The sequence below is a fragment of the Catellatospora sp. NPDC049111 genome, from assembly GCF_040648615.1.
In the GTDB taxonomy this organism is placed as follows: Bacteria; Actinomycetota; Actinomycetes; order Mycobacteriales; family Micromonosporaceae; genus Catellatospora; species Catellatospora aurea.
Genome location: NZ_JBEZEB010000049.1, coordinates 41,762 through 67,318, shown reverse-complemented (window position 1 = coordinate 67,318; position 25,557 = coordinate 41,762). Strand labels below are relative to the sequence as shown.

General features: G+C 71.4%; 27 protein-coding genes. 12 read left to right on the top strand and 15 right to left on the bottom strand.

Annotated features, from left to right (window positions below; all coding sequences use genetic code 11):
* Nucleotides 1-133 precede the first annotated feature (133 nt).
* Nucleotides 134-886: an SDR family oxidoreductase gene (locus tag AB0B66_RS38000; RefSeq protein WP_360539469.1), complete on the bottom strand. Its 753-nt coding sequence runs from the start codon at nucleotides 884-886 to the stop codon at nucleotides 134-136.
* Between the two features lie 86 nt (nucleotides 887-972).
* On the opposite strand from AB0B66_RS38000, the gene AB0B66_RS37995 reads away from it, so the two are divergent.
* Complete coding sequence (locus AB0B66_RS37995) at nucleotides 973-1,461, top strand: Rrf2 family transcriptional regulator (RefSeq protein WP_360539467.1); 489 nt, start codon at nucleotides 973-975, stop codon at nucleotides 1,459-1,461.
* 37 nt (nucleotides 1,462-1,498) lie between these two features.
* Nucleotides 1,499-2,263, top strand: a complete 765-nt coding sequence (locus AB0B66_RS37990; RefSeq protein WP_360539465.1) for a GNAT family N-acetyltransferase — start codon at nucleotides 1,499-1,501, stop codon at nucleotides 2,261-2,263.
* Nucleotides 2,264-2,275: 12 nt separating this feature from the next.
* Here the strand turns inward: AB0B66_RS37990 and AB0B66_RS37985 are convergent, their stop codons facing one another.
* A complete protein-coding gene (locus tag AB0B66_RS37985) occupies nucleotides 2,276-2,911 on the bottom strand; it encodes a hypothetical protein (protein ID WP_360539463.1) in 636 nt (211 codons plus the stop codon).
* Between the two features lie 211 nt (nucleotides 2,912-3,122).
* On the opposite strand from AB0B66_RS37985, the gene AB0B66_RS37980 reads away from it, so the two are divergent.
* Entirely contained in the window at nucleotides 3,123-3,467 is a 345-nt protein-coding gene (locus AB0B66_RS37980; protein ID WP_360539461.1) for a hypothetical protein, read from the top strand.
* 53 nt (nucleotides 3,468-3,520) lie between these two features.
* Here AB0B66_RS37980 and AB0B66_RS37975 read toward each other — a convergent pair whose 3' ends face one another.
* Together AB0B66_RS37975 and AB0B66_RS37970 are read right to left on the bottom strand one after the other, a co-directional pair.
* On the bottom strand, nucleotides 3,521-4,270 hold the full coding sequence (locus tag AB0B66_RS37975; RefSeq protein ID WP_360539459.1) for a MerR family transcriptional regulator: 750 nt from the start codon (nucleotides 4,268-4,270) through the stop codon (nucleotides 3,521-3,523).
* Nucleotides 4,271-4,376: 106 nt separating this feature from the next.
* Nucleotides 4,377-4,931 (bottom strand): XRE family transcriptional regulator, encoded by a 555-nt coding sequence (locus AB0B66_RS37970; RefSeq protein WP_360539457.1) that lies wholly within the window; start codon nucleotides 4,929-4,931, stop codon nucleotides 4,377-4,379.
* 148 nt (nucleotides 4,932-5,079) lie between these two features.
* Between AB0B66_RS37970 and AB0B66_RS37965 the strand changes: the two genes are divergently transcribed.
* Entirely contained in the window at nucleotides 5,080-6,201 is a 1,122-nt protein-coding gene (locus AB0B66_RS37965; protein WP_360539455.1) for an acyltransferase family protein, read from the top strand.
* Nucleotides 6,202-6,250: 49 nt separating this feature from the next.
* On the opposite strand, the gene AB0B66_RS37960 is transcribed toward AB0B66_RS37965, so the two are convergent.
* The 7 genes from AB0B66_RS37960 to AB0B66_RS37930 form a co-directional block, all read right to left on the bottom strand.
* Nucleotides 6,251-7,108 carry a hypothetical protein gene (locus AB0B66_RS37960; RefSeq protein WP_360539453.1) on the bottom strand — a complete coding sequence of 286 codons (858 nt, stop codon included), beginning with the start codon at nucleotides 7,106-7,108 and terminating at the stop codon, nucleotides 6,251-6,253.
* A gap of 113 nt (nucleotides 7,109-7,221) precedes the next feature.
* Nucleotides 7,222-7,905, bottom strand: coding sequence for a response regulator transcription factor (locus tag AB0B66_RS37955; protein ID WP_360539451.1), 684 nt, complete (start codon nucleotides 7,903-7,905; stop codon nucleotides 7,222-7,224).
* 133 nt (nucleotides 7,906-8,038) lie between these two features.
* Entirely contained in the window at nucleotides 8,039-8,506 is a 468-nt protein-coding gene (locus AB0B66_RS37950; RefSeq protein WP_360539449.1) for a hypothetical protein, read from the bottom strand.
* 289 nt (nucleotides 8,507-8,795) lie between these two features.
* Nucleotides 8,796-11,021 carry a xanthine dehydrogenase family protein molybdopterin-binding subunit gene (locus AB0B66_RS37945; protein WP_360539447.1) on the bottom strand — a complete coding sequence of 742 codons (2,226 nt, stop codon included), beginning with the start codon at nucleotides 11,019-11,021 and terminating at the stop codon, nucleotides 8,796-8,798.
* Nucleotides 11,018-12,022, bottom strand: coding sequence for a xanthine dehydrogenase family protein subunit M (locus AB0B66_RS37940; RefSeq protein ID WP_360539445.1), 1,005 nt, complete (start codon nucleotides 12,020-12,022; stop codon nucleotides 11,018-11,020). Before AB0B66_RS37940 ends, AB0B66_RS37945 begins: the two co-directional genes overlap by 4 nt.
* 3 nt (nucleotides 12,023-12,025) lie before the next feature.
* Nucleotides 12,026-12,520 carry a (2Fe-2S)-binding protein gene (locus tag AB0B66_RS37935; RefSeq protein ID WP_360539443.1) on the bottom strand — a complete coding sequence of 165 codons (495 nt, stop codon included), beginning with the start codon at nucleotides 12,518-12,520 and terminating at the stop codon, nucleotides 12,026-12,028.
* 86 nt (nucleotides 12,521-12,606) lie between these two features.
* Nucleotides 12,607-13,341, bottom strand: coding sequence for an SDR family NAD(P)-dependent oxidoreductase (locus AB0B66_RS37930; protein WP_360539441.1), 735 nt, complete (start codon nucleotides 13,339-13,341; stop codon nucleotides 12,607-12,609).
* Nucleotides 13,342-13,560: 219 nt separating this feature from the next.
* Between AB0B66_RS37930 and AB0B66_RS37925 the strand changes: the two genes are divergently transcribed.
* The 5 genes from AB0B66_RS37925 (at nucleotide 13,561) to AB0B66_RS37905 (ending at nucleotide 18,401) form a co-directional block, all read left to right on the top strand.
* Entirely contained in the window at nucleotides 13,561-14,724 is a 1,164-nt protein-coding gene (locus AB0B66_RS37925) for an ABC transporter substrate-binding protein (protein ID WP_360539439.1), read from the top strand.
* A gap of 3 nt (nucleotides 14,725-14,727) precedes the next feature.
* Nucleotides 14,728-15,648 (top strand): ABC transporter permease, encoded by a 921-nt coding sequence (locus tag AB0B66_RS37920; RefSeq protein WP_360539437.1) that lies wholly within the window; start codon nucleotides 14,728-14,730, stop codon nucleotides 15,646-15,648.
* On the top strand, nucleotides 15,636-16,463 hold the full coding sequence (locus tag AB0B66_RS37915; RefSeq protein ID WP_360539435.1) for an ABC transporter permease subunit: 828 nt from the start codon (nucleotides 15,636-15,638) through the stop codon (nucleotides 16,461-16,463). Before AB0B66_RS37920 ends, AB0B66_RS37915 begins: the two co-directional genes overlap by 13 nt.
* Entirely contained in the window at nucleotides 16,460-17,521 is a 1,062-nt protein-coding gene (locus AB0B66_RS37910) for an ABC transporter ATP-binding protein (RefSeq protein ID WP_360539433.1), read from the top strand. The genes AB0B66_RS37915 and AB0B66_RS37910 overlap by 4 nt, the downstream gene beginning before the upstream one ends.
* A gap of 124 nt (nucleotides 17,522-17,645) precedes the next feature.
* A complete protein-coding gene (locus AB0B66_RS37905) occupies nucleotides 17,646-18,401 on the top strand; it encodes a hypothetical protein (RefSeq protein WP_360539431.1) in 756 nt (251 codons plus the stop codon).
* Between the two features lie 53 nt (nucleotides 18,402-18,454).
* Here the strand turns inward: AB0B66_RS37905 and AB0B66_RS37900 are convergent, their stop codons facing one another.
* From AB0B66_RS37900 to AB0B66_RS37890, 3 genes are all read right to left on the bottom strand, one after another.
* Nucleotides 18,455-19,048, bottom strand: coding sequence for a hypothetical protein (locus AB0B66_RS37900; protein WP_360539429.1), 594 nt, complete (start codon nucleotides 19,046-19,048; stop codon nucleotides 18,455-18,457).
* A gap of 145 nt (nucleotides 19,049-19,193) precedes the next feature.
* Nucleotides 19,194-20,930 carry a ubiquinone-dependent pyruvate dehydrogenase gene (gene poxB, locus AB0B66_RS37895; RefSeq protein WP_360539427.1) on the bottom strand — a complete coding sequence of 579 codons (1,737 nt, stop codon included), beginning with the start codon at nucleotides 20,928-20,930 and terminating at the stop codon, nucleotides 19,194-19,196.
* A gap of 111 nt (nucleotides 20,931-21,041) precedes the next feature.
* Nucleotides 21,042-21,623 (bottom strand): GNAT family N-acetyltransferase, encoded by a 582-nt coding sequence (locus tag AB0B66_RS37890; RefSeq protein ID WP_360539425.1) that lies wholly within the window; start codon nucleotides 21,621-21,623, stop codon nucleotides 21,042-21,044.
* A gap of 160 nt (nucleotides 21,624-21,783) precedes the next feature.
* Between AB0B66_RS37890 and AB0B66_RS37885 the strand changes: the two genes are divergently transcribed.
* From AB0B66_RS37885 to AB0B66_RS37875, 3 genes are all read left to right on the top strand, one after another.
* Nucleotides 21,784-22,188, top strand: a complete 405-nt coding sequence (locus AB0B66_RS37885; protein WP_360539423.1) for a hypothetical protein — start codon at nucleotides 21,784-21,786, stop codon at nucleotides 22,186-22,188.
* Between the two features lie 136 nt (nucleotides 22,189-22,324).
* On the top strand, nucleotides 22,325-23,107 hold the full coding sequence (locus AB0B66_RS37880) for a MerR family transcriptional regulator (protein ID WP_360539473.1): 783 nt from the start codon (nucleotides 22,325-22,327) through the stop codon (nucleotides 23,105-23,107).
* A 32-nt stretch (nucleotides 23,108-23,139) separates the two neighbouring features.
* Nucleotides 23,140-24,042 (top strand): hypothetical protein, encoded by a 903-nt coding sequence (locus AB0B66_RS37875; RefSeq protein WP_360539421.1) that lies wholly within the window; start codon nucleotides 23,140-23,142, stop codon nucleotides 24,040-24,042.
* Between the two features lie 108 nt (nucleotides 24,043-24,150).
* Here the strand turns inward: AB0B66_RS37875 and AB0B66_RS37870 are convergent, their stop codons facing one another.
* Nucleotides 24,151-25,473 carry an aspartate aminotransferase family protein gene (locus AB0B66_RS37870; RefSeq protein ID WP_360539419.1) on the bottom strand — a complete coding sequence of 441 codons (1,323 nt, stop codon included), beginning with the start codon at nucleotides 25,471-25,473 and terminating at the stop codon, nucleotides 24,151-24,153.
* Nucleotides 25,474-25,557 lie beyond the last annotated feature (84 nt).

Below are 25,557 nucleotides of genomic sequence, written 5' to 3'. Positions count from 1 at the left end.
AGCGTCGTCCCGCCGGGCTGCGCCGCAGCGGTGAGCCGCTGACCGTCCGCGGGGCCGACCACGGTCCAGTCCAGGTCGTCCGGGCTCAACCGTGCGCACGCCCGGTGGACCGGCGTGCGCACGGCGCGGGCTCTCAGGCGGCGGGGCGGGCGGCCAGCCAGTCCGCGTAGTTGATCTTTCCAATGCGGGCGTCGCCGAGCGGCACCAGGGACGTGTCGGTCACGGCCGCGCCGAAGTAGGTCGCCGAGGGGTCGGTGATCACCTCGCGCGCGTCGCCGTCGGCGGCCAGCATCTGGCGCACCATGTCATCCTGGCGGATCTTGTCCGGCCCGGCGATGTCGTACGTGCCGTTGGCCGGGGCGGCCATCGCGGCGTCGGCCACGGCGGCGGCGACGTCGTCGGCCGCGATCGACTGCATCATCGCCGAGGGCAGGTGGATCGCCTCGCCGCGGCTGCCGCCGTGCGCGATCGCGCTGGTGAACTCGAAGAACTGGGTCGCCCGCACGATGGTGTACGGCACGCCCGCGGCCTTGACCAGCTCCTCCTGGGCGACCTTCGCGCGCATGTAGCCGCTGTCCGGGATGCGGTCCGCGCCGACGATCGACAGCGCCACGTGCTGCCCGACCCCGGCGGCCTTCTCGGCGGCCATCACGTTGCCGGTGGAGGTCCGGAAGAACTCCATGATCGCGTTGTCCTCGAAGTTCGGCCCGTTGGCCACGTCGACGACCACGTCCGCGCCCTTGAGCGCATCGTCCAGGCCGGCGCCGGTGATGGTGTCCACGCCGCTGCTGGGCGAGGCGGCGAACACGTCGTGACCTTGTGCGCGCAGCCGCTCGGCCACCTTGCTGCCGATGAGGCCGGTGCCGCCGATGATGACGATCTTCATGGTGATGCTCCGTTCGCAAACTCGGATGATTCTTGTCCGAGACTCTACTCGGATAAAACGTGTCCGGGTCAAGTACACTGGGAGTTGTGAAATTGTCCTCAGGCGTCGAATGGGCCCTGCACTGCTGCGTGGTGCTCACCGCCGCAGACCGCCCGGTGCCCGCCGCGCGCCTGGCCGAGCTGCACGACGTGTCCGGCACGTATCTAGCGAAGCAGCTCCAGGGACTTTCGCGGGCCGGTCTGGTGCGGTCGGTCCAGGGCAAATCGGGCGGATATGTCCTGACCAGGGCACCAGAGGACATCACGCTGCTCGACATCGTCGAAGCGGTCGACGGCGCGCAGCCCACCTTCCTGTGCACCGAGATCCGCCAGCGCGGACCGCTCGCCACCCCCGCCGAAGCCTGCACCAAGCCCTGCCCGATCTCGCGCGCCATGGGCGTCGCCGACCGCGCCTGGCGCGCCGCACTGCGCGAGACGACCGTCGCCGACCTCGCCCGCGACGTCGTCGCCGACAACGGCCCGACCGCCTTCGACGGCATCCGCGCCTGGCTGACGACCCCCGACAGCCGAAACTGAGCTGCACCGCTGAAGATCAACCGGATAGGGTGCCCGGATGCCACTGCGCACCGAGCCCGACGCCACCCTGCTGCACGCCGACGACGGCACCCCGCTCGCCCAGCTGAGCCTGCGCGACGACGACGGCACGCTGCTCGCGGAGCGGGTGCGGCCCCTGCCCGGCGCGGACCTCGCGCAGGTCGCCGCGCAGGCCCGCCGTGACCTGGCCGGACGCCGCCTGACCACACCCGACGACGCGCTGGCCCGTGCGCTGGTCGACGGCGGGCTGCGGCTGCGCCGGGCCGCCACCGACATGCGCCACGACCTCGCCGTGCTCCCGCCTCTTCCGGCTCTGCCCGAGGGCTGGTCGCTGCGGGAGGGCGGCTGGGACGACGACCTGGCCGAGGGACTCGCCGCCGCGTACGGGCCGGAGCACCCCGACGGCCGGTGGCAGGACAGCGACACCAAGGAGATCCGGGGCATGTTCGAGCGCGGTGAACCGGTGCCGCCGCTGGCCGAGGCCTGCGCGCGGGTCGTCGGACCGGACGGGCGCAGCGCCGGCCACGTGCTGTGCGCGGGGCCGGTGCCGTGGACCGAGGACGAATGCGCCTGGATCCTCAACCTGGGCGTCGCGCCACGGGCCCAGGGGCTGGGGCTCGGTCGTGCGCTGCTGGTGCACGCGATGCACGGTTCGCGCGCGGCGGGGCTGCCGCGGCTCGGGCTGGAGGTCGCCGACAGCAACCCCGCCCGCAGGATGTACGACAGCGTCGGTTTCCAGGTGCGCGCCCGGGTGCTCTCCGTGGACCTGCCGCCGCTCGACTGAAGCGGTCGGCGGCTACTCGTCGTACTCCGGGTCGCACGCGACCGTGGCGGGCGCGCAGATCGCGAGATAGCTGGGGATGACCGCCTTGCGCTCGGTGCCCTCGTACTCGTAGACCAGCTCGACGCCGTGGCGCGTGGAGCGGCCGGGTGCCATCACCTCGTACCCGATCTGGATTTCGATCCAGAGGTCTTCGCCCTGCTCGGGTGGCTGCACGACAAGGCCTTCGACGGGTACGCCGCCCGCCGCGTCGGGCAGCGTCGGAGGGAAGCCGGGGGACTGTTGAAGCCCGCCGCTCGTGGAGTTCGGCGGCAGCATGCGCGGGATGACACGCGCCAGGACCCCCACCACCCGCAGGGTCTTGCCGTCGTCCATGAGCGGCCTGGCCGAGATGAGGCGCAGCGGGCCGCGAGCCTGCGGAGTCACCGTGATGATGTTGAGGCCGTCGGTGAACGTCGTGCCGACATCCTTGGCGGCATACCAGCCGGACGCCGTGCCCGTCGCGAGTTCTTCACCCAGGGGCCTTTGGCCGGCGTACACCGCCGCGACGACCCCCACCGCGACGAGCACCGCGAACGCCGCGAAGTACCAGATCCTGCGGCGAGTCCTTGGCGGGCGCGCCGCTGTGATGTCGCTGCTCTGCTCGTTCAAGGTATGCGTGCCTATCCGGTATCGCTGTGCGGGCGGGAACGCACCCTACCCCGCCGCGTAGACCGTCGGTGGCCCTGACCACCTTCGCCGGTGGCCGACGTCGGCTACTCTCACGCGAATGCACCCAACGCCGCGGGGGACGCGGTTTCGTTCGGTACTCGCCGGCTCCGGCAGGACGCCCTCCGGGACGGTCGGATTTCACCCGCTGCTGGTGCGGACCGCTCTGCTGTACCTCGTCATGACTGTTTTGGTCAGCGGGATCCAGTCGTTGTTCGACGGTCGATGGCAGTGGTACACCGGCTTCGGGCAGATGCTCGTCCTGGTCGGGCTGTTGCTGCCGTACTTCAACGCCCGTGTGCGGCATCATCGGCAGGCCGCCGGCGGCGCGCTGGTGGGATTTGTCGTCGCGCTTGTGGCGATCCACTTGTGCGACGTTCCGTTGCATTTCGGACTGGGCGCGGCCATGGTCGCGGCCTCGGCCGCCTTCGCCGGAGTCACCCGCCTGCCGACCTGGTTCTTCACCCGGGCCGACACCGAACGCGACGGCGGCGTTTGACGCTGTGCCTGGCGGGCCAGGGTTGGACCCTGGCCCGCCAGGCGGCGTCTTTGTCAGTCGTCGAGGTTCCGCTCGGCGAAGACCTTCATCGCGTCGCGGACCAGGATCGCCGTGCCGGCGCCGTGCCGGTCGTACGCGTCGGTGAAGCGCGGGTCGTCGACGTACATCTCGCCCAGCGCGATGAAGTGGCCCTTGGTGGGGCTCGGGGAGATCGCCAGCCAGTCGTAATGACGCCGAGTGATCGCCTGCACCACGTCGCCGTCGGCGGCCAAACCGGCCAGGTGTGCTGCTGCGAAGGCCTTCGCGATGTTGACCTGCTGCTGCTTGAACGTGGCCTTCTCGGCGTCGCTGAGCGAGCGCCACCAGCGGTCGCCCTGCTCGTAGGCCTCGCGGCCCCAGCGCTGCGTCACCTCCTGCTCGTACTGCGTGTGGTCGAAGCCGTCGAATACTTCCTCTGCCATGAGCTGCTCGCCTTCCTCTGTTTTGCGCAGCGTGGTCTTCACCGACTCGATCTGGCGGCCGATCCGCTCGCGTTCCTGTTCGAGCAGGTCGAGGTGGGTGCGGAGGGCGGCCACGGTGTCCCGCTGCGCCCCGTTGATCACTTCGGCGATGACCGGGAGGCCTAGGCCGAGTTCACGGAGCAGCAGGATGCGCTGCAGGCGTACCAGGCAGTCCTGGTCGAAGTAGCGGTAACCGTTGCCGCCTACCCTGCTGGGCGTCAGCAGGCCCAGGTCGCCGTAGTGGCGCAGGGTCCGGCTCGTCGTTCCGGCCAGCCGTGCCACATCCTGGATCGACCACTCCATCGCCCGCGCCTCCCGTATCTCGTCGGTGAGCCCACGGTAGAAGTTGACGTAACGTCAAGGTCAACGGCTTTTGTGACCGGGTACGAGCGTGGCTGTGGAACCTGGGTCATTCGGCGTGTGCGACGGTCCAGAGTTGCTCGAAGTGGTCGGCGTAGCGGTCGAATGCGCCGCCAGTCTGGCGTCGGCGCAGGTGCATGGTGACGGAGTCCTGTCCCAGGCCGTCGCCGATGTGCGCCGAGACGAGCATGTCGTCGTCGAAAACCCATACCGACATCGCGATGTGGCGGTCGGAGAGCCGGACGGCTGCTCCCATTTCGTGCTTGGTCAGCTCGGCTCGGGTCATGGCGATGCGGGTGGAGATCGTCAGGGGAGTGGCTTCGATCTCTTCGCGGTGCCGGGTGACGACGCTTTCCGGGTCGCCGAGGAGGAATCGTACGTCGGCGCCGGACGTGGTCTTGTTCGCCAGCACCTGGCCTGCGCCCTCGACATCGAGCCAGACGAAGTAGGAGGTGTACCCGCCGAACCACAGTCGGCGGGTGGCGGAGCCGATGAGGTCGCCGAACAGCGACCGGGGCAGGTCCAGGCGGCGCGGGTACACCGCGATCATTTCCCGATCCGCACCGAGCTTCACCGAGCGGCGGACCGCTTCGGGCCACAACACGCCTACATCTTCCCTCAAGAGCTCGGCTGTCTTAACCCAGTGCCGGGGGATGAGGGAGCCTACCTTTGCTGACCCACCGTCCCGTCTTGTGACGGTCTTGTGACGTGATGCGCGATGGGCGCAGACATCGGCTCGGCAGTTTCGGCATGTGCGAACAGAACTCATCTCGCCGGTCACCGATACGGTCCCAGGGTCTCGCCCACGTGCGTTGTGGGCGGACACCGCCAAGGGCGCCTGCATCGTCCTCGTCGTGCTGTGGCACGTGGTCATGAAGGACTACCTGCAGGTCGACTGGCACATCGGCATCCCGCTGCCCGGTGCCTGGGGCACCCTGGGCGAGCAACTGCTCCCACTGCGGATGCCGCTGTTCTTCACCATCTCCGGCGTCTTCGCGACCACCGCCCTGGCCCGGACCTGGCGACAGACCGCCCGATCCCGCATCGCCAAGTTCCTCTACCTCTACACCGCCTGGCTGCTGATCCACACCGCGATCCTCGGCACCACCCCCGGCTTCGCCACGGCCCGCGCCGACTCTGCCCTCGCGCTGCTCGAACAGCTCACCATCACCCCGTCGAACCTCTGGTACCTGTACGCCCTCGCCGTCTACTTCGTCATCGCCAAAGCCCTGCACCGCCTGCCCCGCGCCGCGGTGCTCACCGTCGCGGCCGTCCTGTCGGCGATCACCGCGGCGGGCGTGCTCGCCACCCCGGGCGATCGCGGCGGCCTGTACCAGAACCTGGTCTTCTTCCTCGCCGGCGTCTACCTGCGACCTCACATCGAACGATGGGCCGACACCGCGACCGGCCGCCGACTCACGGGGTCCTTCTTCGCCTATGCGGGCGCGCTGATCGCCATGGCCGTTGCCGGCGCACAACGATGGCCCGGGGTATGGCCCGCCGTCGGCCTCATCGCGGTGGCCTTCGGTATCACCGCCGCCGCCCGTCTCACCCGAGTGCCCGCCGTCGGCGGCCCGCTCGCCGCCCTGGGACGCCGCACCCTGCCGATCTACGTGATCCACATGCCCGTACTGGCACTGCTGCACGAGCTACTCCACGATCCGATCTCCACCCTCGGGTTCACCGGTCAGATCATTGCGGCGCTCTGCTATCCGGCGGTCCTGTCGGCTGTCGTGATCGCGCTCTGCCTGCTGATCCATCGAGCGCTGCTCAGCCTGGGCGCGTCGTGGCTGTTCGAACTGCCCCTGTTCCCGAGCCGTCGCCCCGGCCATGACCAGCAGTACGCGAACGCGGCAAAGCCGCCCGTCGGGTGATCACACCCGGCGGGCGGCGGAGATGGTCGCCCGCACTACGGCAACCTGATCACGGCGTTGCGGCCGACCTGCGGCGAGCGTAGAACCAGAAGCCTGCCAGGAGGCCTACTCCGGCCAGCGCCCCGAGCACACCCAGCACGATGGCGCTGCTCGGGCTGGAACTCTCCGATGCCGCGAGGGCGACCGCAGGTGGTGAGGCTTCAGCGGTCGACTCGGCTGCGGCCGGGCTCGCCATGGACGGTGAGGCACTGGCCAGGCTCGGCGAAACGGCGAGGGTGGTCGGTGCCGGGCTTGCCGCAGCCGCCGGCTTCGGGCTGGCTGCGGCCCGCGTCGGCGACGGCTTCGGCTGGGCGCCGGCGCAGGTGGCAGCGGTGACGCCGGGGATCTTCAGCGGGATCGAGGCCGAGTTGTTCGAGGTCTTCGGGTCGCCCGCGTAGTCCAGGCGGAACCGGCCGGGGGAGACGCACTTCTTCTTCAGCACGAAGTAGTGGGTGCTCGTGTGACCGCCGCTGCCGCCGTTGTACGTATCCAGCCAGATCGAGCCGTCGACCTTGCAGCGGACGCGGGTGTGGGGAGTGACGATGGTGCACAGGCCAGGACGCTGCGCATAGAACTTCTCGTCGAGCTGCCGGAAGACCGTGCCGGGTGGCGCGGTGATCTCCCTGACGACCGCGGTGCTCTCGGTGTTGTTCGGCCCGTAGTTGTGGGTCCGTACGACGACGGTCACGTAGCCGATGCCGGTGTCGCCTTTGAACAGGCCGCTCTCCGGGTTCACCGTCGCCAGGGTGACGTTGGCCGACTCGAATTCGATCGCGACGTCGGCGCTCGCCACCTCGGCTGCGGCCGGGCTGCCGGTCAGCGCGATGCCGGCCAGTGCCACGCACATGATTGATGCGACCCGGCGCATACGGTCTCCCTTTGATCGGTGCGGGGACCCTAGCACCTCGTGAAGGTGTGCTGCATGCCACCTGAGCAGGCAATATCGTCGTTCGTGCGGCTATCGACGGTGGATGTGATGTTTTACACGGGGCCGAAGCGGTACCCGAAGCCGCGCACGGTCTGCACATAGACCGGCCGGGCGGGGGAGTCCTCGATTTTGGCGCGCAGGCGTTGCACGCAGGCGTCGACCAGGCGGGAGTCGCCGAGGAAGTCGTGTTGCCAGACGGCTTCGAGCAGCTGGTGGCGGCTGTGCACGTGGCCGGGCGTGGCCGACAGCGTCAGCAGGAGCCGCATCTCGGTCGGGGCGAGCCGGACCCGTCGCCCCGACTTGCCGACGCAGAGCGAGGCCCGGTCGATGGTCAGCGCCCCGTGCCGCTCCGAGCCGACCGGCCGCGCGGGCTCGCGACGGGCCCGCCTGAGGACCGCGCGGATGCGGGCCTCGACGATCCGGGCGTGCACCGGCTGGATCACGTAGTCGTCCGCGCCCGCCTCCAGCGCCGCGACCACGTCGATGTCGTCGTCGCGGGCGGTCAGCACGATGATCGGCAGATCCCCTTCGGCCCGCAGCCGGCGGCACACGTCGAAGCCGTCCATGCCGGGCAGCGCGAGGTCGAGCACGACCACCTCGGCGGCGAACGTACGCAGCCGGGCCAGGCCCAGCTCGCCGCTGTCCGCGGTCTCGACGATGTGGCCGTGTCGGGTCAGCGCCAGGCGCAGGCCTTCGCGGGCGGGGCGGTGGTCGTCTATCAGCAGTACGCGTGCCATCAGGGGACAGCTCATCGCATGCCCCGTTAGCGGGGCATGAGCCGGTTCGCTCACGCCGTGCTCACAGCCTTGATCGGGATGCCGCTGCGGGCGGCGTCCCGAGTATCCCCCTCACCGGACGCCGCCCGCGGGGTCACTTGCCGGACTCGCTGGAGGAGGTACGGTCCGGTGAGTGGCCGTGGCCGCCGAGGACACCCGCCTCGGTCGCCTTGGTGATCGCGTCGGCTTCGGCCTGGGTCAGCTTGCCGGCCTTGACCGCCGCGGCGAGCCGCTCCTTGAGCTGCGCGGTCCGGTCGGCGGACTTGCCGTCCCGGCTCTCGCCCTTGCCGTTCTTGCCGTCGGGGCGCAGCTGGGACTGCACCTTCTCCAGCGCGGCGGAGACCTTCGCCTGGTCGATGCCGAGTTCCTTCGCGAGCGCCTCGGCCAGCTTCTGCTGATGCTCGGCTCGCTGGTCGTTCTTGTCCTTGCCCTGCGCGGTGGTCCCGGTGGACGCGGACCCGCTGCCGTCGGCGGCCCACGCGGCGGCGGGCGCCGCGATGCCGAGCGCCAGTACTCCTGCGGCGCCGACCGTGACCAGGGTCTTCTTCGAGAACTTCATCATGGGAGCTCGTCTCCTTGCGATCGGTGAGTCTCCGACGCTGCCGCGCCTGGCTCGACGAATCGCCGACAGAACCTCCAGCCCTCCTGGCAGAACGGCATGACCCTGCCGGAATTGACCGGCGACGAGCGATTTCTCCCCAGCCGACGTCCAGCCTTCCCAGCCGCCGCACAGGCGATGATCGCTGTCTCGGGACAGAGACTGCGGTCCGACCGCAGATCATGACCCGAGACAGCGATCTTCGCCCGGAGCCGGTCAGCCGGTCAGCCGGTCAGCCGGTCAGCCGGAGCGATCAGCGAGACGACCCGGTGGACCCGGCGAGCACGTCCTCGATGCGGATCGGCAGGCGGCGGTGGCGTACGCCGGTGGCGTGGTAGACGGCGTTGGCGACCGCCGCGGCGACGCCGACCATGCTGACCTCGCCGAGGCCCTTGACCCCGACGGGGTGGAAACGAAGGTCGGGTTCGCCGATGAAGTCGACGTCGAGGGTGCCGATGTCGGCGTTGACCGGCACCGAGTACTCCTCCAGGCTGGCGTTGAGCCAGCCGCCGTAGCGCGGGTCCACCTCGCCGGCTTCGCGCAGGCTCGCGCCGATGCCCCAGACGATGCCGCCGCGCACCTGGCTGGCGGCGGTGACGGGGCTGGCCACCCGGCCGCAGTCGGCGACGCTGACGACGCGGGGCACCCGGATGCGGCAGGTCGTCGGTTCGACATGCACCTCGACGAAGTGGGCGATCCAGCTGAACGAGCTGTATCCGGTGAACTCCGGCCCGGAGAGGGCGACCAGGCCCTGCCGGGCGTGCTCGGCGTCCTGCTCGGTCTGCCCGGGTCCGAGCGTCTCGGCGCGGACCTCGACGTGGTCGCCGCCGGTCGCGGCGACGGCGGCCGTCACGTCCACCGGGCCGTTGATCTCCGCGCCGAGCTGTTTGCGCAGCTCGCGCAGTGCCGCGTGGACCGCGCCGAGGGTGGAGGCGGTGCCCCACGATCCGGCGGTGAGGTGCTGGGTGGCGACGCGGGTGTCGCCGACGACGATGTCGACGTGGCGTACGTCGATGCCGAGGTTCTCGGCGACGAGGAGGGCGATGGAGGACCGGATGCCCTGGCCCATCTCGTGGCCGTCGACCTCGACGCGGATCCGGCCGTCGGCGGTCGCGACCAGGTGCGCGGCAGAGGGCACGATCGAGGCCGGGTACGCCCCGACGGCGACGCCCCAGCCGACCAGGGAGCCGTCGTCGGCGCGCATGCTGGCAGGTTGGTGCTGCCGGGCGCTCCAGCCGAAGCGCTTGGCGCCGCGGCGCAGGCACTGGGCCAGGTGGCGGGACGAGAACGGCTCGCCGGTGACGGGGTCGACGGTGGTGTCGTTGGCGAGGCGGAATTCGAGCGGGTCACGGCGCGCGGCGTAGGCGAGCTCGTCGACGGCGGACTCGAACGCGAACACGCCCGGGTGCTCGAACGGGGCGCGCATGAAGCCGGGCGTCTGGGTGTCCATCCGGGCGAAGGTCTGCCGGCCGCGGAAGTCGCCGATGCCGTACAGGCGTGCGGTGGTCTCGGTGTACATCAGCGGGAACAGGTCGAACCGGGAGGTCTGGTGCTCGACGTCGTGTAGCGCGGCGAGCATCCGGCCGTGCTCGTCGGCGCCGAGCCGGATCCGGTGTCGGCTCGCGGGCCGGAAGCTGGTGTGGTGGAACAGCTGGGTGCGGGACACGACGAGTTTGACCGGGCGGCCGAGCCGGCGCGCGGCCACGGCCAGGGGTGCGATGTGGATCTGCAGCGAGTTCTTCTGCCCGAAGCCGCCCCCGGTGTACGGCGATACCACTTCGACGTGGTCGGGGTCGATGCCGAGCTGTCGGGCCAGGCCGTGGCGGATGGCGGCGGCGTTCTGGGTGCCCTCGTGCACGACCAGGCTGTCGCCGTGCCACCAGACCGTCGCGCCGATCAGTTCCATCGGGTTCTGGTGCTGGGCCGGCTGGTCGTAGACGGCGTCGACCCGCACCGGGGCGGCGGCGTACGCGCTTTCGGCGTCGCCGACGTCGAGGTCGGCGAGGAACGGCAGCGGGATGGTCGCGGGCTGGGACAGGCGCTCGACGCCGGGGGAGTCGAGAGTGACGGCGAACGGCTCCGGCTCGTAAACGGCCCGTACCAGGTTGGCGGCCTGGGTGGCGGCGATCAGCGTTTCGGCGACGACGAGCGCGATGGTCTGGCCGCGGTAGGCGATCTGGTCGTCGAGCAGCGGTTGCAGGCTCTGCACGCCGTAGCCGCCGCCCATGACGAAGCCTGGGGACTGCAGGTCGAGGTGGTCGAGGTGGGTGAGCACGAGCAGGACGCCGGGGATCGCGGCGGCGGCCGAGGTGTCTAGCTCGGTGATGCGGCCGCGGCCGACGGTCGCGGTGGCCGGCACGGCGTACGCGAGGTCGTCGGGGAGCAGGTCGGTGGCGTACCGGGCGGCGCCGGTGACCTTCTCCCGGGCGTCGACGCGGCGGGTGTCCACGGGTGGGAGGTCGGCGGGCAACGGGCTCATCCGGCGGCCCTGCCCGCCGCCAGGTGCACCGCGTCGGCGACGGTGCGGGTACCCAGCTCGATCTTGAACGCGTTGTGGCGGCCCGGACGCGCGTCGGCGAACGCGGCCTCGCCTGCCTCGCGGGCGCTCGCCTCGGTGATCGGCTGCCCGCGCAGCGCCTGCTCGGCCGCGGGGACCCGCCACGGGCGGGTGGCCACGCCGCCGACGGCGATGCGGCAGTCGCCGACCCGGCCGTCGTCGTCCAGGGTCAGCGCGACGGCCGCCGAGACCAGCGCGAACGCGTACGACTCGCGGTCGCGGATCTTCAGATAGGCCGAGCCGCGGCCCGCCGGGGTGACCGGCACCCGGATCCGGGTGATCAGCTCGCCCGGTTCCAGGGTGTGTTCGAGCTGCGGGGTGTCCCCGGGTTCGCGGTGCAGCCGCGCCAGCGGCAGGCTGCGTGCGCCGCCCGGCCCGAGCACGTCCACCTCGGCGTCGAACGCGATCAGCGCGGTGGCCCAGTCGCCCGGGTACACCGCGATGCACGACTCGCTGCCGCCGAACAGGGCGTGCGAGCGGTCGAGACCCTCCTGGGCGGCGCAGCCGCTGCCGGGGCTGCGCTTGTTGCACGCGAACGGCTCCCCGCCGCGGAAGTACGGGCAGCGGGTGCGCTGCAGCAGGTTGCCGCCGAGGGTGGCCATGTTGCGCAGCTGCTGCGACGCGGCGCGCCACAGCGACTCGGTCAGGGCCGGGTAGTCGCGGCGCAGCCGGCCGTCCTCGGCGACGTCGGCCATGCGCGCGCCCGCGCCGAACACCAGTTCGCGCTCGCCGGAGGTGTCGAAGCCAGCCAGGTCGGCGACCCGGTGCACGTCCACGACCGTCGGCGGGGTCTCGATCTCCAGTTTCATCAGGTCGTACAGCGTGGTGCCGCCCGCGAGCAGCCGGGCCTGCGGGCCTGCCGCCGCGAGCGCGTCGACGGCTTCGGCCGCGGTCGCGGCTGCGGTGTACGCGAACGGGCGCACGCCTCAGCGCCCCTGCTGCTCGGCGACGGCGCGTACGGCCGCGACGATGCCCGCGTACGCCCCGCACCGGCACAGGTTGCCGCTCATGTACTCGCGCACCTGGTCGTCGTCGCCCGCATGGCCCTCGGCCAGGCAGGCCAGGCCGGACATGATCTGGCCGGGAGTGCAGTAGCCGCACTGCAGCGCGTCGTGGTCGATGAACGCCTGCTGCAGCGGGTGCAGCTCGCCGTCGGGGCCGGCCAGGCCCTCGACCGTGGTCACGTCCGCGCCCGCCACCTGCACGGCGGGGGTCAGGCAGGACACCACCCGGCGGCCGTCGAGGTGCACCGTGCACGCGCCGCACTGGCCGTGGTCGCAGCCCTTCTTCGGGCCGGTCACGCCGAGCCGCTCGCGCAGCAGGTCGAGCAGCGACTCCCGGGTGTCCACGCGCACGTGCACCGGCTCCCCGTTGACCGCGCACGACAGCTCCACCTCGTACGCCGGTTCCGTGGCAGCCATCTCACCCCCCTCGCGCGGGTCGGCACATCACCCGATTTTATGACAAACCAGGTCGAGCGGAGCGCCAACGCGGGATCGGGCGGCGGTCAGGCGTGCAGGCTGCGGCCGCCGTCCACGACGATGCGCTGCCCGGTGACGAAGCCTGCTCCCTCGGAGGCCAGGAAGCTGACCACGTGCGCGATGTCCTCCGGGGTGCCCATCCGCCCGGCGGGCACCGTGGCCAGGTAGCCGTCCACGGTGGAGCCGGCGTGCCGCTCGACCGGGATCCAGGCGGGCGCGACGCTGTTCACCGTGATGCCGTGCGGGGCCAGCTCGCGCGCCCAGGCGCGGGCCAGGCCGATCTGGGCGTTCTTCGCGGTGGCGTACGCCGACCAGCCCGGCTGCGGCCGGTCGGCCACCTCCGAGTCGAGGTGCACGATCCGGCCGAAGCCGCGCGCGATCATGCCCGGCGTCAGCGCCCGCCCGAGCAGCACCGGGCTGTGCACGAAGAAGGCCAGCTGCGCCTCGAACGCGGCGCGGTCCGCGTCGCCGATCAAGCCTTCGGGCTGCGGGCCGGTCGCGTTGAGCACCAGCACGTCCACCGGGCCCAGCCGCGCGGCGATCGTATCGGCCAGCCGGGCGACGTCCTGCTCGTCGGTGACGTCGGCGGGGAAGGCGGCGGCGGTGCCGCCCTCGGCGCGGATCTCGTCGACCAGCTCGGCCAGCGGTTTCTCCTGCCGGCCGTTGACGGCCACCGCCATGCCGTCGCGGGCCAGCCGCCGGGCGATGACCCGGCCGAGTCCGCGAGAGCTGCCGGTGATGAGGGCTACGCGTGTCGTCACGGGCGCGATCATGCCAGTGCCGTGGGCGTCGGCCCGGTCCGGCCCGCAGGCCGACCACGAGCCGGAATCCGGTCCGGTGACGTGGCACACGTTCCAGGCTCGTCGCCTGCCTTGTTCAGGCCGGCGCGGCCGAATGATGTCACGCAGTTCAGTTCGCCGACATCCCCGCCGTGCCTACTGGGTGCGCTTGCAGATCCGACCCACCCGGGAGACCCGCAGATGTACCCCGCTCTCTCACGCCGGACCGGCCGCCTGGCCGCCGTGCTGGCGCTTTCCTTGACCACGGCCCTGGCCGCCGCCGCGTGCGGTGCGAAGGAGGAGGCCCCGGCCACCGCCTCCGGGGTCGCCGCCGACAAGGCCACCTCGGTCGCCGACTTCGGCGGCATGGACGGACTGATCGCCGCCGCCAAGAAGGAGGGCCAGCTCAACGTCATCGCGCTGCCGCCGGACTGGGCCAACTACGGCGAGGTCATCGAGGCCTTCAGCAAGAAGTACGGCATCAAGGTCAACAGTGACAACCCCGACGGCTCCAGCGCCGACGAGATCACCGCGGTGAAGACCCTCAAGGGCCAGGACCGGGCCCCCGACGTGCTCGACCTCGGTGTCGCGTTCGCCATCAGCGGCGCGCAGGAGGGCCTGTTCGCGCCGTACAAGGTCGCCGCGTGGGACAAGATCCCGGCCTCGCAGAAGGACGCCGAAGGCCGCTGGTTCAACGACTACGGCGGCTACGTGTCGATCGGCTGCGACGCCAAGCGCGTCGCGGTCTGCCCGCAGACCTTCGCCGACCTGAAGAAGCCCGAGTACAAGGGCAAGGTCGCCCTCAACGGCAACCCGACCAAGGCGGGGGCGGCGATCGCCGCGGTGTACGCCGCGTCGCTGGCCAACGGCGGCAGCTTCGACGACATCCAGCCCGGCATCGACTTCTTCGCCGCGCTGAACAAGTCCGGCAACTTCATCCCGGTGGAGTCCACCCCGGCCACGGTCGAGAAGGGCGAGACCCCGATCAGCCTGGACTGGGACTACCTCAACGCCGGCTACGCCAAGCAGTTCGCCGCCAAGGGCATCGACTGGAAGGTCGCCATCCCCGCCGACGGCAAGTACGCCAACTTCTACGCGCAGGCCGTCAACCTCGACGCGCCGCACCCCGCCGCCGCGCGGCTGTGGCAGGAGTTCCTCTACAGCGCCGAGGGCCAGAACCTGTGGCTGAAGGGTTTCGCCCGCCCCGTCCTGCTGCCCGGCATGATCACCGACGGTACGGCGCAGGCCGACCTGGTGTCCGCGCTGCCGAAGGTCGAGGGCGAGCCGAGCTTCCCGACCCCCGCGCAGAACGACAAGGCCAAGGCCGACCTGGTCGCCAACTGGGCCAAGGCCCTGGCCGGCTGACCGATGCCGACCGCCGTCACCACCGTGTCCCCGCCCGTGCCGGACGCCGCCCCCACGGCGTCCGGCCGGGCGGGGGCCCGCCCACGCCGCGGCCCGGCCACCCTGGCCGCGCTGCCGCTGCTGGCCTTCGTCACCGTCTTCTTCGGACTGCCGATGATCGCGGTCTTGGTCGGTGCGGTCACCGTCACCGACCGCGCCACCGGCACGACCACGCTGACCGCCGACAACCTGACCCGCTCCGTGCAGGGCGCCTACCTCGACGCGCTCACCAGCAGCATCAAGCTGTCGCTGGTCACCGCCGCGCTCGGCGTGGTGCTCGGCACGCTGCTCGCCCAGGCCGTCGTCGCCAGCCGGCTGCCCGGCCTGCGCAACCTCGTCGTCACCGCCTCCGGCGTGCTGGCCAACTTCGGCGGCGTGCCGCTCGCCTTCGCGTTCATCGCCACCCTGGGCATCTCCGGCGTGATGACCGAACTGCTGCACCTGACCGAGGCCGGGTGGAGCCTCTACACCCCCGCCGGGCTTGCCGTGGTCTACCTGTACTTCCTCATCCCGCTGATGGTGCTGGTCATCTCGCCCGCACTGGACGGGCTGCGCCCCCAGTGGCGCGAGGCCGCCGCCAACTGCGGCGCCACCGGCTGGCAGTTCTGGCGGCTGATCGGCCTGCCCGTGCTGGGCCCGTCGCTGCTCGGCGGCTTCGTGCTGCTGTTCGGCACCGCCTTCGCCGCGTACGCCACCGCCGCGGCCATGGTCGGCAGCGTGCTGCCCCTGGTCACCCTGCAGATCGCCGACGCGCTGTCGGGCAACGTGCTGATCGGGCAGGAGGGCGTCGCCTCCGCGCTGGCCCTGGACATGGTGGTCGTGGCCGGGCTGGTCATGGCGATCTACCTGCCCCTGCAACGACGGAGCGCCCGATGGCTGCGCTGACCCGCCGCGCCCGCGCCTGGCACGGCGCCGTCCTGGCCCTGGCCGGGCTCTACTTCGCCGCGCCGCTGATCGCGTCGTTCGTGTTCACCGTGGACGTGCCGGGGCAGGGCCTGACCGGGCAGGCGTACACCCAGATCCTCGGCGCGCCCGGCTTCCTGGACGGGCTCGGGCTGTCGCTGCTGCTCGCCGTCGCCACGATCGTGCTGGTGCTGGCACTGGTGGTGCCCGCGATGGTCGCAGTGCGGCTGCGACCCGGCCGGCTCGGCACGGTCATCGAGGTGCTGTGCACCCTGCCGCTGGTCGTGCCGCCCATCGCGTTCGTCGCCGGGATCGGCTCCATCCTGCAACTCGGCCCCGAACGGCTCTCCCGCACCCCGCTGTACCAGACGTTCCTCGCCGTGCAGGACGAACGTTTCCCGCTCGCGCTCGTGCTGTCGTACACGGTGCTGGCGCTGCCGTTCGTCTTCCGTTCCCTCGACTCGGGCCTGCGCGCGATCGACGTGCCGACGCTGACCGAGGCCGCCCGCAACTGCGGGGCGAGCTGGTGGCAGGTGCTCGTCCGCGTGCTGCTGCCCAACCTGCGCAGCTCGCTGGCCGGGGCCGCGTTCCTGACGCTGGCGCTGGTGCTGGGCGAGTACACCATCGCCCGGATCCTGACCTTCGAGACGTTCCCGGTGTGGATCGTCAAGGTCAGCGGCAGCGAGGCGCGGCTGTCCGTCGCGGTGTCGCTGCTCAGCCTCCTGATCACCTGGTTGCTGCTGCTCGCCCTGTCGAGTGCGGGCACCCGGACCACCAAGAACGAGGAACAACGATGACCATGTCGGCGAAGAGTTCGGGGGCGGGCGTCGAGTTCCGCGCCCTGCGGCGGACGTTCGGCAGCACCGTGGCGCTGGACGGGCTCGACCTGACCATCGCGCCCGGGGAGCTGCTGGCGCTGCTCGGGCCGTCGGGCTGCGGCAAGACGACCGCGCTGCGCATGGTCGCCGGATTCGACCACCCCGACTCGGGGCAGGTGCTCGTCGACGGGGCCGACATCGTCGGGGTGCCCGCCAACAAGCGTGACGCGGGCATGGTGTTCCAGTCGTACAGCCTGTTCCCGAACCTGACCGCGCGTGACAACGTCGCGTTCGGGCCGCGCATCCGCAAGGTCGACGCGGCGACCCGCCGGGCCCGCGCCGATGAGCTGCTCGCGATGGTCGGCCTGCCCACCCAGGGCGACCGGTATCCGCACCAGCTCTCCGGCGGACAGCAGCAGCGGGTCGCCCTCGCGCGGGCGCTGGCGCTGCAACCCCGGGTGCTGCTGCTCGACGAGCCGCTGTCGGCGCTCGATGCGCAGGTGCGGCTCACCCTGCGGGAGGAGATCTCCCGGCTGCAGAAGAACCTCGGCATCACCACGATCTTCGTGACGCACGACCAGGAGGAGGCGCTGTCCATGGCCGACCGGGTCGCGGTGCTGCGCGACGGACGGCTGGAGCAGTGCGCGACACCGGTCGAGCTGTACCACCACCCGGCGACGGCGTTCGTGGCCGAGTTCGTCGGCACCATGAACCGCGTGCCGGGCCGGCTCACCGGCGAGGGCCGCGTGGAGGTGGCGGGGCAGCGGCTGCCGGTGCTCGGCGACGTCCCCGCCGAGAACACGGTGGACGTGCTGATCCGGCCGGAGGACGTACACGTCAGCGCCGACGCCGACGGGGCGGCCCGGGTCGTGACGGTGTCGTTCCTGGGGCCGACCACCCGGCTGTTCGTGGAGCTGCCGGGCGGGGTCGGGGTCAAGGCCGACCTGGCAACCCGCCGGGCCGCGGGCCTCGGTCCGGGTGCCGCCGTCCGGGTGGAGCTGGCCGAGCACCCGGTACGGGTGGCCGCGTCACGCTGACGTTCCGAGCAGGCACGGCAACGATCTGGAGCGGCCGTTGCCGTGCCGCCCGGCGCCACCGCTTGTCGTCGGACCCGCGCCGTAGTGTGCGTGACCTCGGTCCGGTGGATTACTGGGAGTGGTGATGGGTGCGAAGACCGCGTTGCTGGCGTTCGCCGACGGAGATCTCCGTGCGGCCTTGCGGGGCGCGGCGACAACCCGCCGCGCCGAGGCGCAGGAGGCGGTGCGCCGGGTCCACCCCGGGTATCGGGTCGAGTTCGACGCGGAGACCACCCTCGACGACACCAACCCGTCGGACGACGTCACCAATGTCGCCGTGCTGCCCGGTGCGGAGATCTTCTGCGACCGGCGGTTCGTCCTCGACCGCCCCTCGGAACTACCCGAACACCTGCTCGCCCTGGGTGCGGGCCGGCGGATCGTCATGCACGGCATGCACTCCGTCGTCGACTGGCTCTGCTTCGCGGTCTGGGAGGACGGCCGGCTGATCCGGTCGCTGAGCCTGTCGCCGGACAGCGGCATCATGGAGAACATCGGCGAGCCGTACGCGTTCGAACTGCCGTACTGGGCCGGCGAGCACCCGGTCGAACCCTGGTCGGACGAGGACGAGGAGCCATACCCGCTGCCGTTCCACCCGCTCGAACTCGGCGAGGAGGCGCTGCGTGAGCTGTTCGGCTTCGTCCTCGAAGGGTACCCGCAACCGGACGAACTCGAAGCGGAGTCCGTGCCCATGTACGGCTTCCAGGTCACCGATCCCACCGGGGCCGAGCAGGCCGCCCGGGAGGCCATGTACGCACAGATCAGCGCGTCGATGGGGCCGCCGCGGCTGTTCCGGATGGGACCAGACGGCCGGATGGTTGAGGTCAGCCTCGACGAACTCTGAGCACACGACGTGCCGGTGGCCGCCTTCGGGCTGCCACCGGCACGGTGCACGGATCAGGGCAGGGTGTACCTGACCTGGTAGGAGCCGCCGTCGCCGACGTAGTAAGCCCAGCTGCCGATGCTGCTGCTGGCCGTGGCGACCATGTCGTCGTTGGACAGGTACATGGCGGTCGTGTTGCGCAGCGTGGCCCGCATCTCCGAGATCATCGTGCTGGCCGGCTTCCAGAACGAGATCTGGTACTGGTTGTACATGTTGTTGCCGATCCAGGCGATCTCACCGGCGGTGAGATCGTTGTCGTAGTCCTCCTCGACCATCAGCGAGATGAGCCGCCAGGTGCTGTTGCTCACGCCGCCGGCGATGGACGCGTTCGGGCTGTAGGAGTCGCCGCTGGCGATCTCGTCGTCCCAGCCGCCGGGGCCCCACTTGCCGAAGGCCGTCGCACCGGGGTTGGTCGTGCTGGCCGCGAAGACCAGGAAGTACGGGCTGTCGTCGCCGATCTCGTCGGTCTCCTCGTTGCAGATGACGGTCGCGACCTTCAGCGTGGTGGCCGCCTGCGCCGGGGTGCCGACGGCGAGGCCCGCCGCGAGCGCGACGCCGGTCAGCGCGCCGAACGCGCCGAGCCTGCGCAGGAGGGAAGTGGTCTGCATGGGGGACTCCGTTCCGCCGCGGGCCGGACGGGCCTCGCGGCTGCTGTGCCGGGAACGGGCCGGTGGTCCCGGCCGCTGGGCACAGCGTTCGCGGCCGGGGTTGTGACGGGGTTGTGTCCGGGTTGTCGGGCAGGTCAGCGGCTGGTTATTCGGCGTCGAGGTCGCGCAGGTTCGTCTTGGCCAGTTCGACGATCTCGGAGCCGCGCCCGGACAGGATGGTCCTGGTGGCGTACAGCGTGAAGCCCTTGATCTGGCCGAGGGTGAGCTTGGGCGGCAGGGACAGCTCGTGTCGCGCGGTGCGCACGTCGAGCAGCGCCGGGCCGGGATGGGCGAACGCGGCCCGCACGGCGTCCTCCAGGTCGCCCGCCTTGTCGACGCGGGCCCCGAACAGCCCGGCCGCCTCGGCCATCGCGGCGAAGTCGGGGTTGTCCAGGTCGGTGGCGAAGGTGACGAAGCCCGCGGCCTTCATCTCCAGCTCGACGAACGACAGCGCGCCGTTGTTGAACACCACCACCTTCACCGGCAGCCGCATCTGGCGCAGCGTGATCAGCTCGCCGAGCAGCATGGCCAGGCCGCCGTCGCCGGACAGCGAGACGACCTGGCGGGCGGGGTGTTCGGCCTGCGCGCCGATGGCCTGCGGCAGGGCGTTGGCCATGGACCCGTGGTTGAACGAGCCGATGAGCCGGCGCCGGCCGTTCATGTGCAGGTAGCGGGCGGCCCAGATACAGGGTGTGCCGACGTCGGCGGTGAAGATCGCGTCGTCGGCGGCGAGCCGGTCGATGACGGCGGTGACGTGCTGCGGGTGCAGCGGCGAGTCGTCGGCGTTCGCCTCGGCGAGCCGGTCGAGCCTGGCGCGGGCCCGCCGGTAGTGGGCGGTCATCCGGTCCAGGTGCGCCGAGTCCGCCTTGGCGGTGAGCCTCGGCAGCAGGGCGTCGACGGTGTCGCGGACCGTGCCCACGAGCGGCACGTCGACGGCCACCCGGCGGCCGATCTGCTCCCCGCGCACGTCCACCTGCACCACTGGGACGCCCTCGGGATAGAACTGGCGGTAGGGGAAGTCGGTGCCGAGCATGAGCAGCGCGTCGCAGTGCTCCATCGCCCGGTAGCCGGAGCTGAAGCCGATCAGCCCCGTCATGCCCACGTCGTACGGGTTGTCGTACTCGACGAACTCCTTGCCGCGGAACGCGTGCACCACCGGCGCCTGCAACGCCCCGGCCACGGCGAGCAGTCGGTCGTGTGCTCCGGCACAGCCCGCCCCGGCGAGGATCGTGACCCGTTCGGCGGCGTTCAGCACCGCCGCCGCGGCGTCGAGCGCGGTGTCGTCGGGCCGCACCAGTGGCGACACGGGGCGGATCGACAGCGGCCGGGCGTCGCCCGGTGCGTCGGCGAGGAACACCTCCCCGGGCACCACGACGACCGATACGCCGCCCAGGGCCAGCGCGGTGCGCAGCGCGGTCGCGAGCACCTGCGGCAACTGGCTGGGGACGCTGACCAGCTCGCGGTAGACGGAGCACTCGCGGAACAGCTCCTGTGGGTGGGTCTCCTGGAAGTAGCCGGAGCCGATCTCGTCGCGCGGGATCTGCGCGGCGATCGCCAGCACGGGGACGCGACTGCGGTTCGCGTCGAACAGGCCGTTGATCAGGTGCAGGTTGCCCGGACCGCAGCTGCCGGCACACACCGCGAGTTCGCCGGTCACGGCCGCCTCGCCCGCGGCGGCGAACGCGGCGGCCTCCTCGTGGCGCACGTGCTGCCAGGTGATCCCGCCGTCGCGGCGCAGCGCATCGGTGAGCCCGTTGAGCGAATCGCCGGGAACCCCGTACACGCGGCGCACCCCGGACGCCTTCAGCGTCGCGACCATCAGATCGGCCACCGTGCGTGCCATCGTCGCCCCCATCGCCGGCATGGACGTGGTGTCGGTCCCAGTGGGGGAGGCCGACGGGGGCTCGCACCATTATCGCCCGTGATGGCGCGGCGCGGTGGTGAAAGAGCCAGGTCAGCTGTCCGGAGTCGGTTCGGACGGCGGCTGCCACTCGCGCCTGAGCAGTCCGTAGACCCACGAGTCGGAGACGTCGCCGTTCACGACGCAGTCTTCGCGCAACGTCCCCTCGCGTACGAACCCGAGCTTCTCCAGGACTCGGGCAGACGCCACGTTGCGGGTGTCGGCCTCCGCCTGGACGCGGTTGAGGTCCAGCGTGCCGTATGCCCACCCGAGCAGAGCACGCGCGGCCTCCGTCGCGTAGCCGTGGCCCCACGCTGCCTCGCCGAAGCAGTAGCCGAGCGATGCACTGCGGTAGTCCGGATTCCACCGGTGCAGGGTGCACCAGCCGAGGAAGGCCCCGTCCGAGGCGCGCTCCACGACCAGCCGGGCCCCGGTGCCCTCCTCCGCCAGCTGCCGGCAGACCGCTAGGAACCGCTCGGCGCGCGCGGGTTCGGTCCACGGCGGCGAGTCCCAGTAGCGCAGCACCTCGGCGTTGCTGTGCAGCGCGAACAGGTCGTCCGCGTCCGTGTCGTCGAACGGACGCAGTCGCAGGCGGGCGGTGTGCAGCGTGGGAGTGGGCAGCGACATGAGGGTCATGGTCCCTTCCGTGTTCGGTGGTCCGTCAACCAGACAACTGATCTCGGCCGCTCGCAACGGGTTTACCGGCGCTGACAACCACGTGGGTGGGGATGTCTGTCTACTGTGGTCGGAAGTCCCGGTGGAGCCGCCGCCGGGACCGTCACGAAACGGGGTCAACGTGTCCACCCTGCGGACCAAAGCCTTCCGGGCGCTCGGCATCGCCGGTGTCGCGCTCGCCACGACGCTCCTCGCGCACGAGGTCGCGCTCGCCGACACCGCGCAGACGCCCCTCGGCTGGCTGACCAGCAGCCTTGAGGGTTGCAACGACCACGGTGGAGAGGTGCTGGTCACGCTCACCGGCGGACAGCCCGACACCGTGTACACCGTGAGCACCGCCCGTGGTTTCCACCACGCCGACACCTTCACCACCGACGCGAGCGGCAACGGCCAGGGCCACCTGCACAACGCGTGGGCCGACGCCGACCCGCACTGGTCCGGCCAGGCAGTCGTCACCGTCACCGGGAACGGCCAGACCGGCACCGTGCCGGTGCAGATCGACTGTCTGGACCCGAAGGGCGAGTAGGCTCCGCCGCGCGGGTCCTGCCGGCCGCGCCGACGGAAGGAACGTCCGCCGACGGGGCGAACGCCCTGCCGGCGGACGTTCGTCTTGACCTCGCCCCAGGGGCACGCCGCAGACTGGCCGGGTGGCACGGGAGCATCTGCTGGCGGGGGAGTTCGGGGCGGCGGCACGGTTGTCGCCGAAGGCGCTGCGCCTGTACGCCGAGCAGGGCCTGCTCCCCGCCGCGCGGGTGGATCCGGCCACCGGCTACCGCTACTACCGCCCCGACCAGCTGCCCCGGGCCCGGCTGATCGCCCGGCTGCGGCGGCTCGGCCTGCCGCTGGCCCGGATCGCCGCGCTGGCCGATCTGAGCCCGCAGGACCGGGCGCTCGAACTGCGCGGCTGGCTGCACGCCCAGCGCTGCCTGCTCGACGATCGGGCGGCCGTGGTGGAGGCCGTGCAGGGCTCGTCCGACGGCTCAGGGCTGGCCGACGCCGTGGCACAGCGGGACGTGCCGGTGACGAAGGTGCTCGGCCGCCGGCGGCGGATCGACTCCACCGCGCTGCCTGGCCTCATGCACACGGCTGAGCAAGACATCCGCGCTCGACTGCGGGCCTGCGGGCTGGCCGCGGACGGCCCCCGGTTCGTGTTCTTCGAGGACCTGATCACCCCGGACAGCGACGGGTACGTGGAGGTGGCGGTCGCCTGCGACGGGCCGGTCGAACCCGTCGACGACCTGCACGTCCGGCTCGTGCCGGCGCACACGGCGGTGTACCTGCCGGTGCCGCCCGGCTACCAGAACCTGCCGCTGATCCTGCGCGTCTACGACGCGATCGAGGCGTGGACCGACGCCCATCCCGGTGTCGTCTGCACCGGGCATCCCTACGAGATCTATCCGGGCACCGGATCGCGCTTCGACGTCGCGTACCCGGTCGCCGTCTGAACGAGAGGTTTACCGTGCGTCATCTTCCCTATGTGGGCAGCGGCCCCTACTGCTACTCGAACTCGTTCGCGATGCTGCTCGGCGCGCAGGCGCCGTCCACCGCGGTCATCGAGGTCGCCACCGGTGGGCCGTTCGGCATGCAGCTCATCGGCGGCACGCTGGTGTTCTTCGACGCCTACGGGTGGGATCCCGCGCAGGGGTTCGACCGGGCGCTGGCGGCGATCGGCTGGACGTCGACGGTCAGCAAGGGCGGCGATGCCGAGACGGCACTGGCCCGCCTCGCGGCAGCGGTGCGGCAGGGGCCGGTGTGGGTCGGGCCGGTCGAGATGGGGCACCTGCGCCACCAGCCGGAGATGAACGGGCCGATCGGGGCCGACCATTATGTGGTCGCGCTCGACGTGGACGACGAGCGGGTGCTCGTGCACGACCCGCACGGGTATCCGTACGCCGAGGTGCCGGTCGGCGACTTCATGACGGCCTGGCGGGCTGAGACGATCAGCTACGGCGATCCGTACACGATGCGCACCGGCTTCGCGAAGGTCGCCGACGTCAAGGACGCCGACGCGATCCGCTCGATCATCCCGGCCGCGATCGACTGGCTGTCGATGTGTGACGAGGTGCAGATGCCGCCCGGCAGCCTGGGCAACGGCGCGGCCGCCGAGCGGGTCGCCGAGCTGGTCGAGGCCGGCGCGGGGGACGGGCTGCGCGAGCACCTGATGTACTTCGCGATCCGGGTCGGCGCGCGCAGGCTCAGCGACACCGCCGACTGCCTGCTGCTGGCCGGCTACGACGAGGCGGCCGGGGTCGCCGCCGAGCAGGCCCGGCTGGTCGGCTCGCTGCAGTACCCGATGGTCACCAAGGACTTCCCGGCTGCTGCGGACACCCTGCGCCGGCTCGCCCCGACCTACGACCGGCTGCGCGCGGCGCTCGTGTAGCGGCCGGGCGCGCGGCGGCGTCGGGGAACCGCACCATCAAGATGTGGGCACATCATTTTTGATGTGCCCACATCAAAAATGATGTGGGCGCTCGGAGCGTGGTAGTTGTCAGGCCGTGGTGGTGTCAGCAAGTGCCTGGTCGAGGATCTCCAGGCCGAGGGCCAGTTCTTCCCGGGTCGCGGTCAGCGGCGGCGCGATGCGGAACGTGCCGCCCATGCCCCGCAGCTGCACCACGTTCAGGTGCAGGCCGAGTTCCAGGCAGCGGCGGGTGACCTGGGCACCGAGCGCATCCGCGCCCTGCTTGGTGGCCCGGTCGACGACGAGTTCGAGGCCCTGCATCAACCCGCGTCCGCGCACGTCGCCCACGGCCTGGTGCCGCTGCTGCAGCTCCAGCAGCCCGGTGCGCAGGAACGCGCCCAGCTCCCGGGCCCGCAGGTCCAGCTGATCGGACAACGCGACGTCGAGCACGGTGTTGCCGACGGCCGCGACGAGCGGGTCCGACACGTGCGTGGTGTAGAACAGGTAGCCGCGCTCGTGGGCGCGTTGCTCGATCTCCTCGCTGGTGATCACGGCGGCCAGCGGCAGCCCCGCGCCCAGCGTCTTGGACAGGGTGAGGATGTCGGGCACGATGCCGTCGCGCTGGAAGGCATACCAGTCGCCGGTGCGGCACAGGCCGGTCTGCGCCTCGTCGACGATCAGCAGCATGCCGCGTTCCCGGCACTTGGCGGCCAGCGCGGCGAAGTAGCCCGGCGGCGGCTCGATGACGCCGCCGGAGCTGAGGATCGGCTCGACGATGCAGGCCGCGAGGCTGCCCGACGACTGAGCGTCGATCATGGCGAACCCGTGATCGAGCTGTCGCCGCCAGTCGAGCTCGCCGTCGGCGGTGGTGAAGTCGGGACGGTACGGGTTGGGCGTGGGCAGCGCGAAGTTGCCGGGCGCGGTCGGCCCGTAACCCTGGTGGCCGGCGCTGTACGTCGCGGCGGCAGCGGCGCCGGTCATGCCGTGCCAGGAGCGGGCGAACGCCACGATCTCGTGCTTGCCGGTGACGAGTTTCGCCATGCGGATGGCGGCCTCGTTCGACTCGGCGCCGGTCGTCAGCAGCAGCACCTTGTCCAGCGGCGCGGGCAGGGTCTCGGCGAGCCGCCGGGCGAGGTCGACGACCGGCCGCGACAGCATGCCGCTGAACAGGTGGTCGAGGTTCGCGATCTGCTGCTGCACGGTGGCCACGATCGCCGGGTGGCTGTGGCCCAGGATGGCGCTCATCTGCCCCGAGGTGAAATCGAGGATCCGCCGGCCGTCGGCGGTGTACACGTAGCTGCCCGCCGCCCGTTCGATGATCTCCGGCGTGAACGGGCCGCCGTAGCGCACCAGATGGCGTTCCGCGTCGGCCCAGAACTGCGCGGCGGTGGACTGCTCGCTCATCAGCGTCATGCCCTCACGATATGAACGGTTGCTGTGCGCGAAAAGCTCCGATTCCCGGCTAGCCTGTGCGCAATCTCTGCACTAGGAGCATCG

What these genes read in the sequence shown, in the direction of transcription:
- AB0B66_RS38000 (WP_360539469.1), bottom strand. Translation starts at nt 886, where the DNA reads ATGAAGATCGTCATCATCGGCGGCACCGGCCTCATCGGCAGCAAGGTG.
- AB0B66_RS37990 (WP_360539465.1), top strand. Translation starts at nt 1,499, where the DNA reads ATGCCACTGCGCACCGAGCCCGACGCCACCCTGCTGCACGCCGACGAC.
- AB0B66_RS37975 (WP_360539459.1), bottom strand. Translation starts at nt 4,270, where the DNA reads ATGGAGTGGTCGATCCAGGATGTGGCACGGCTGGCCGGAACGACGAGC.
- AB0B66_RS37960 (WP_360539453.1), bottom strand. Translation starts at nt 7,108, where the DNA reads ATGCGCCGGGTCGCATCAATCATGTGCGTGGCACTGGCCGGCATCGCG.
- AB0B66_RS37955 (WP_360539451.1), bottom strand. Translation starts at nt 7,905, where the DNA reads ATGGCACGCGTACTGCTGATAGACGACCACCGCCCCGCCCGCGAAGGC.
- AB0B66_RS37950 (WP_360539449.1), bottom strand. Translation starts at nt 8,506, where the DNA reads ATGATGAAGTTCTCGAAGAAGACCCTGGTCACGGTCGGCGCCGCAGGA.
- AB0B66_RS37945 (WP_360539447.1), bottom strand. Translation starts at nt 11,021, where the DNA reads ATGAGCCCGTTGCCCGCCGACCTCCCACCCGTGGACACCCGCCGCGTC.
- AB0B66_RS37935 (WP_360539443.1), bottom strand. Translation starts at nt 12,520, where the DNA reads ATGGCTGCCACGGAACCGGCGTACGAGGTGGAGCTGTCGTGCGCGGTC.
- AB0B66_RS37925 (WP_360539439.1), top strand. Translation starts at nt 13,561, where the DNA reads ATGTACCCCGCTCTCTCACGCCGGACCGGCCGCCTGGCCGCCGTGCTG.
- AB0B66_RS37920 (WP_360539437.1), top strand. Translation starts at nt 14,728, where the DNA reads ATGCCGACCGCCGTCACCACCGTGTCCCCGCCCGTGCCGGACGCCGCC.
- AB0B66_RS37915 (WP_360539435.1), top strand. Translation starts at nt 15,636, where the DNA reads ATGGCTGCGCTGACCCGCCGCGCCCGCGCCTGGCACGGCGCCGTCCTG.
- AB0B66_RS37910 (WP_360539433.1), top strand. Translation starts at nt 16,460, where the DNA reads ATGACCATGTCGGCGAAGAGTTCGGGGGCGGGCGTCGAGTTCCGCGCC.
- AB0B66_RS37905 (WP_360539431.1), top strand. Translation starts at nt 17,646, where the DNA reads ATGGGTGCGAAGACCGCGTTGCTGGCGTTCGCCGACGGAGATCTCCGT.
- AB0B66_RS37900 (WP_360539429.1), bottom strand. Translation starts at nt 19,048, where the DNA reads ATGCAGACCACTTCCCTCCTGCGCAGGCTCGGCGCGTTCGGCGCGCTG.
- poxB (WP_360539427.1), bottom strand. Translation starts at nt 20,930, where the DNA reads ATGGCACGCACGGTGGCCGATCTGATGGTCGCGACGCTGAAGGCGTCC.
- AB0B66_RS37890 (WP_360539425.1), bottom strand. Translation starts at nt 21,623, where the DNA reads ATGACCCTCATGTCGCTGCCCACTCCCACGCTGCACACCGCCCGCCTG.
- AB0B66_RS37870 (WP_360539419.1), bottom strand. Translation starts at nt 25,473, where the DNA reads ATGACGCTGATGAGCGAGCAGTCCACCGCCGCGCAGTTCTGGGCCGAC.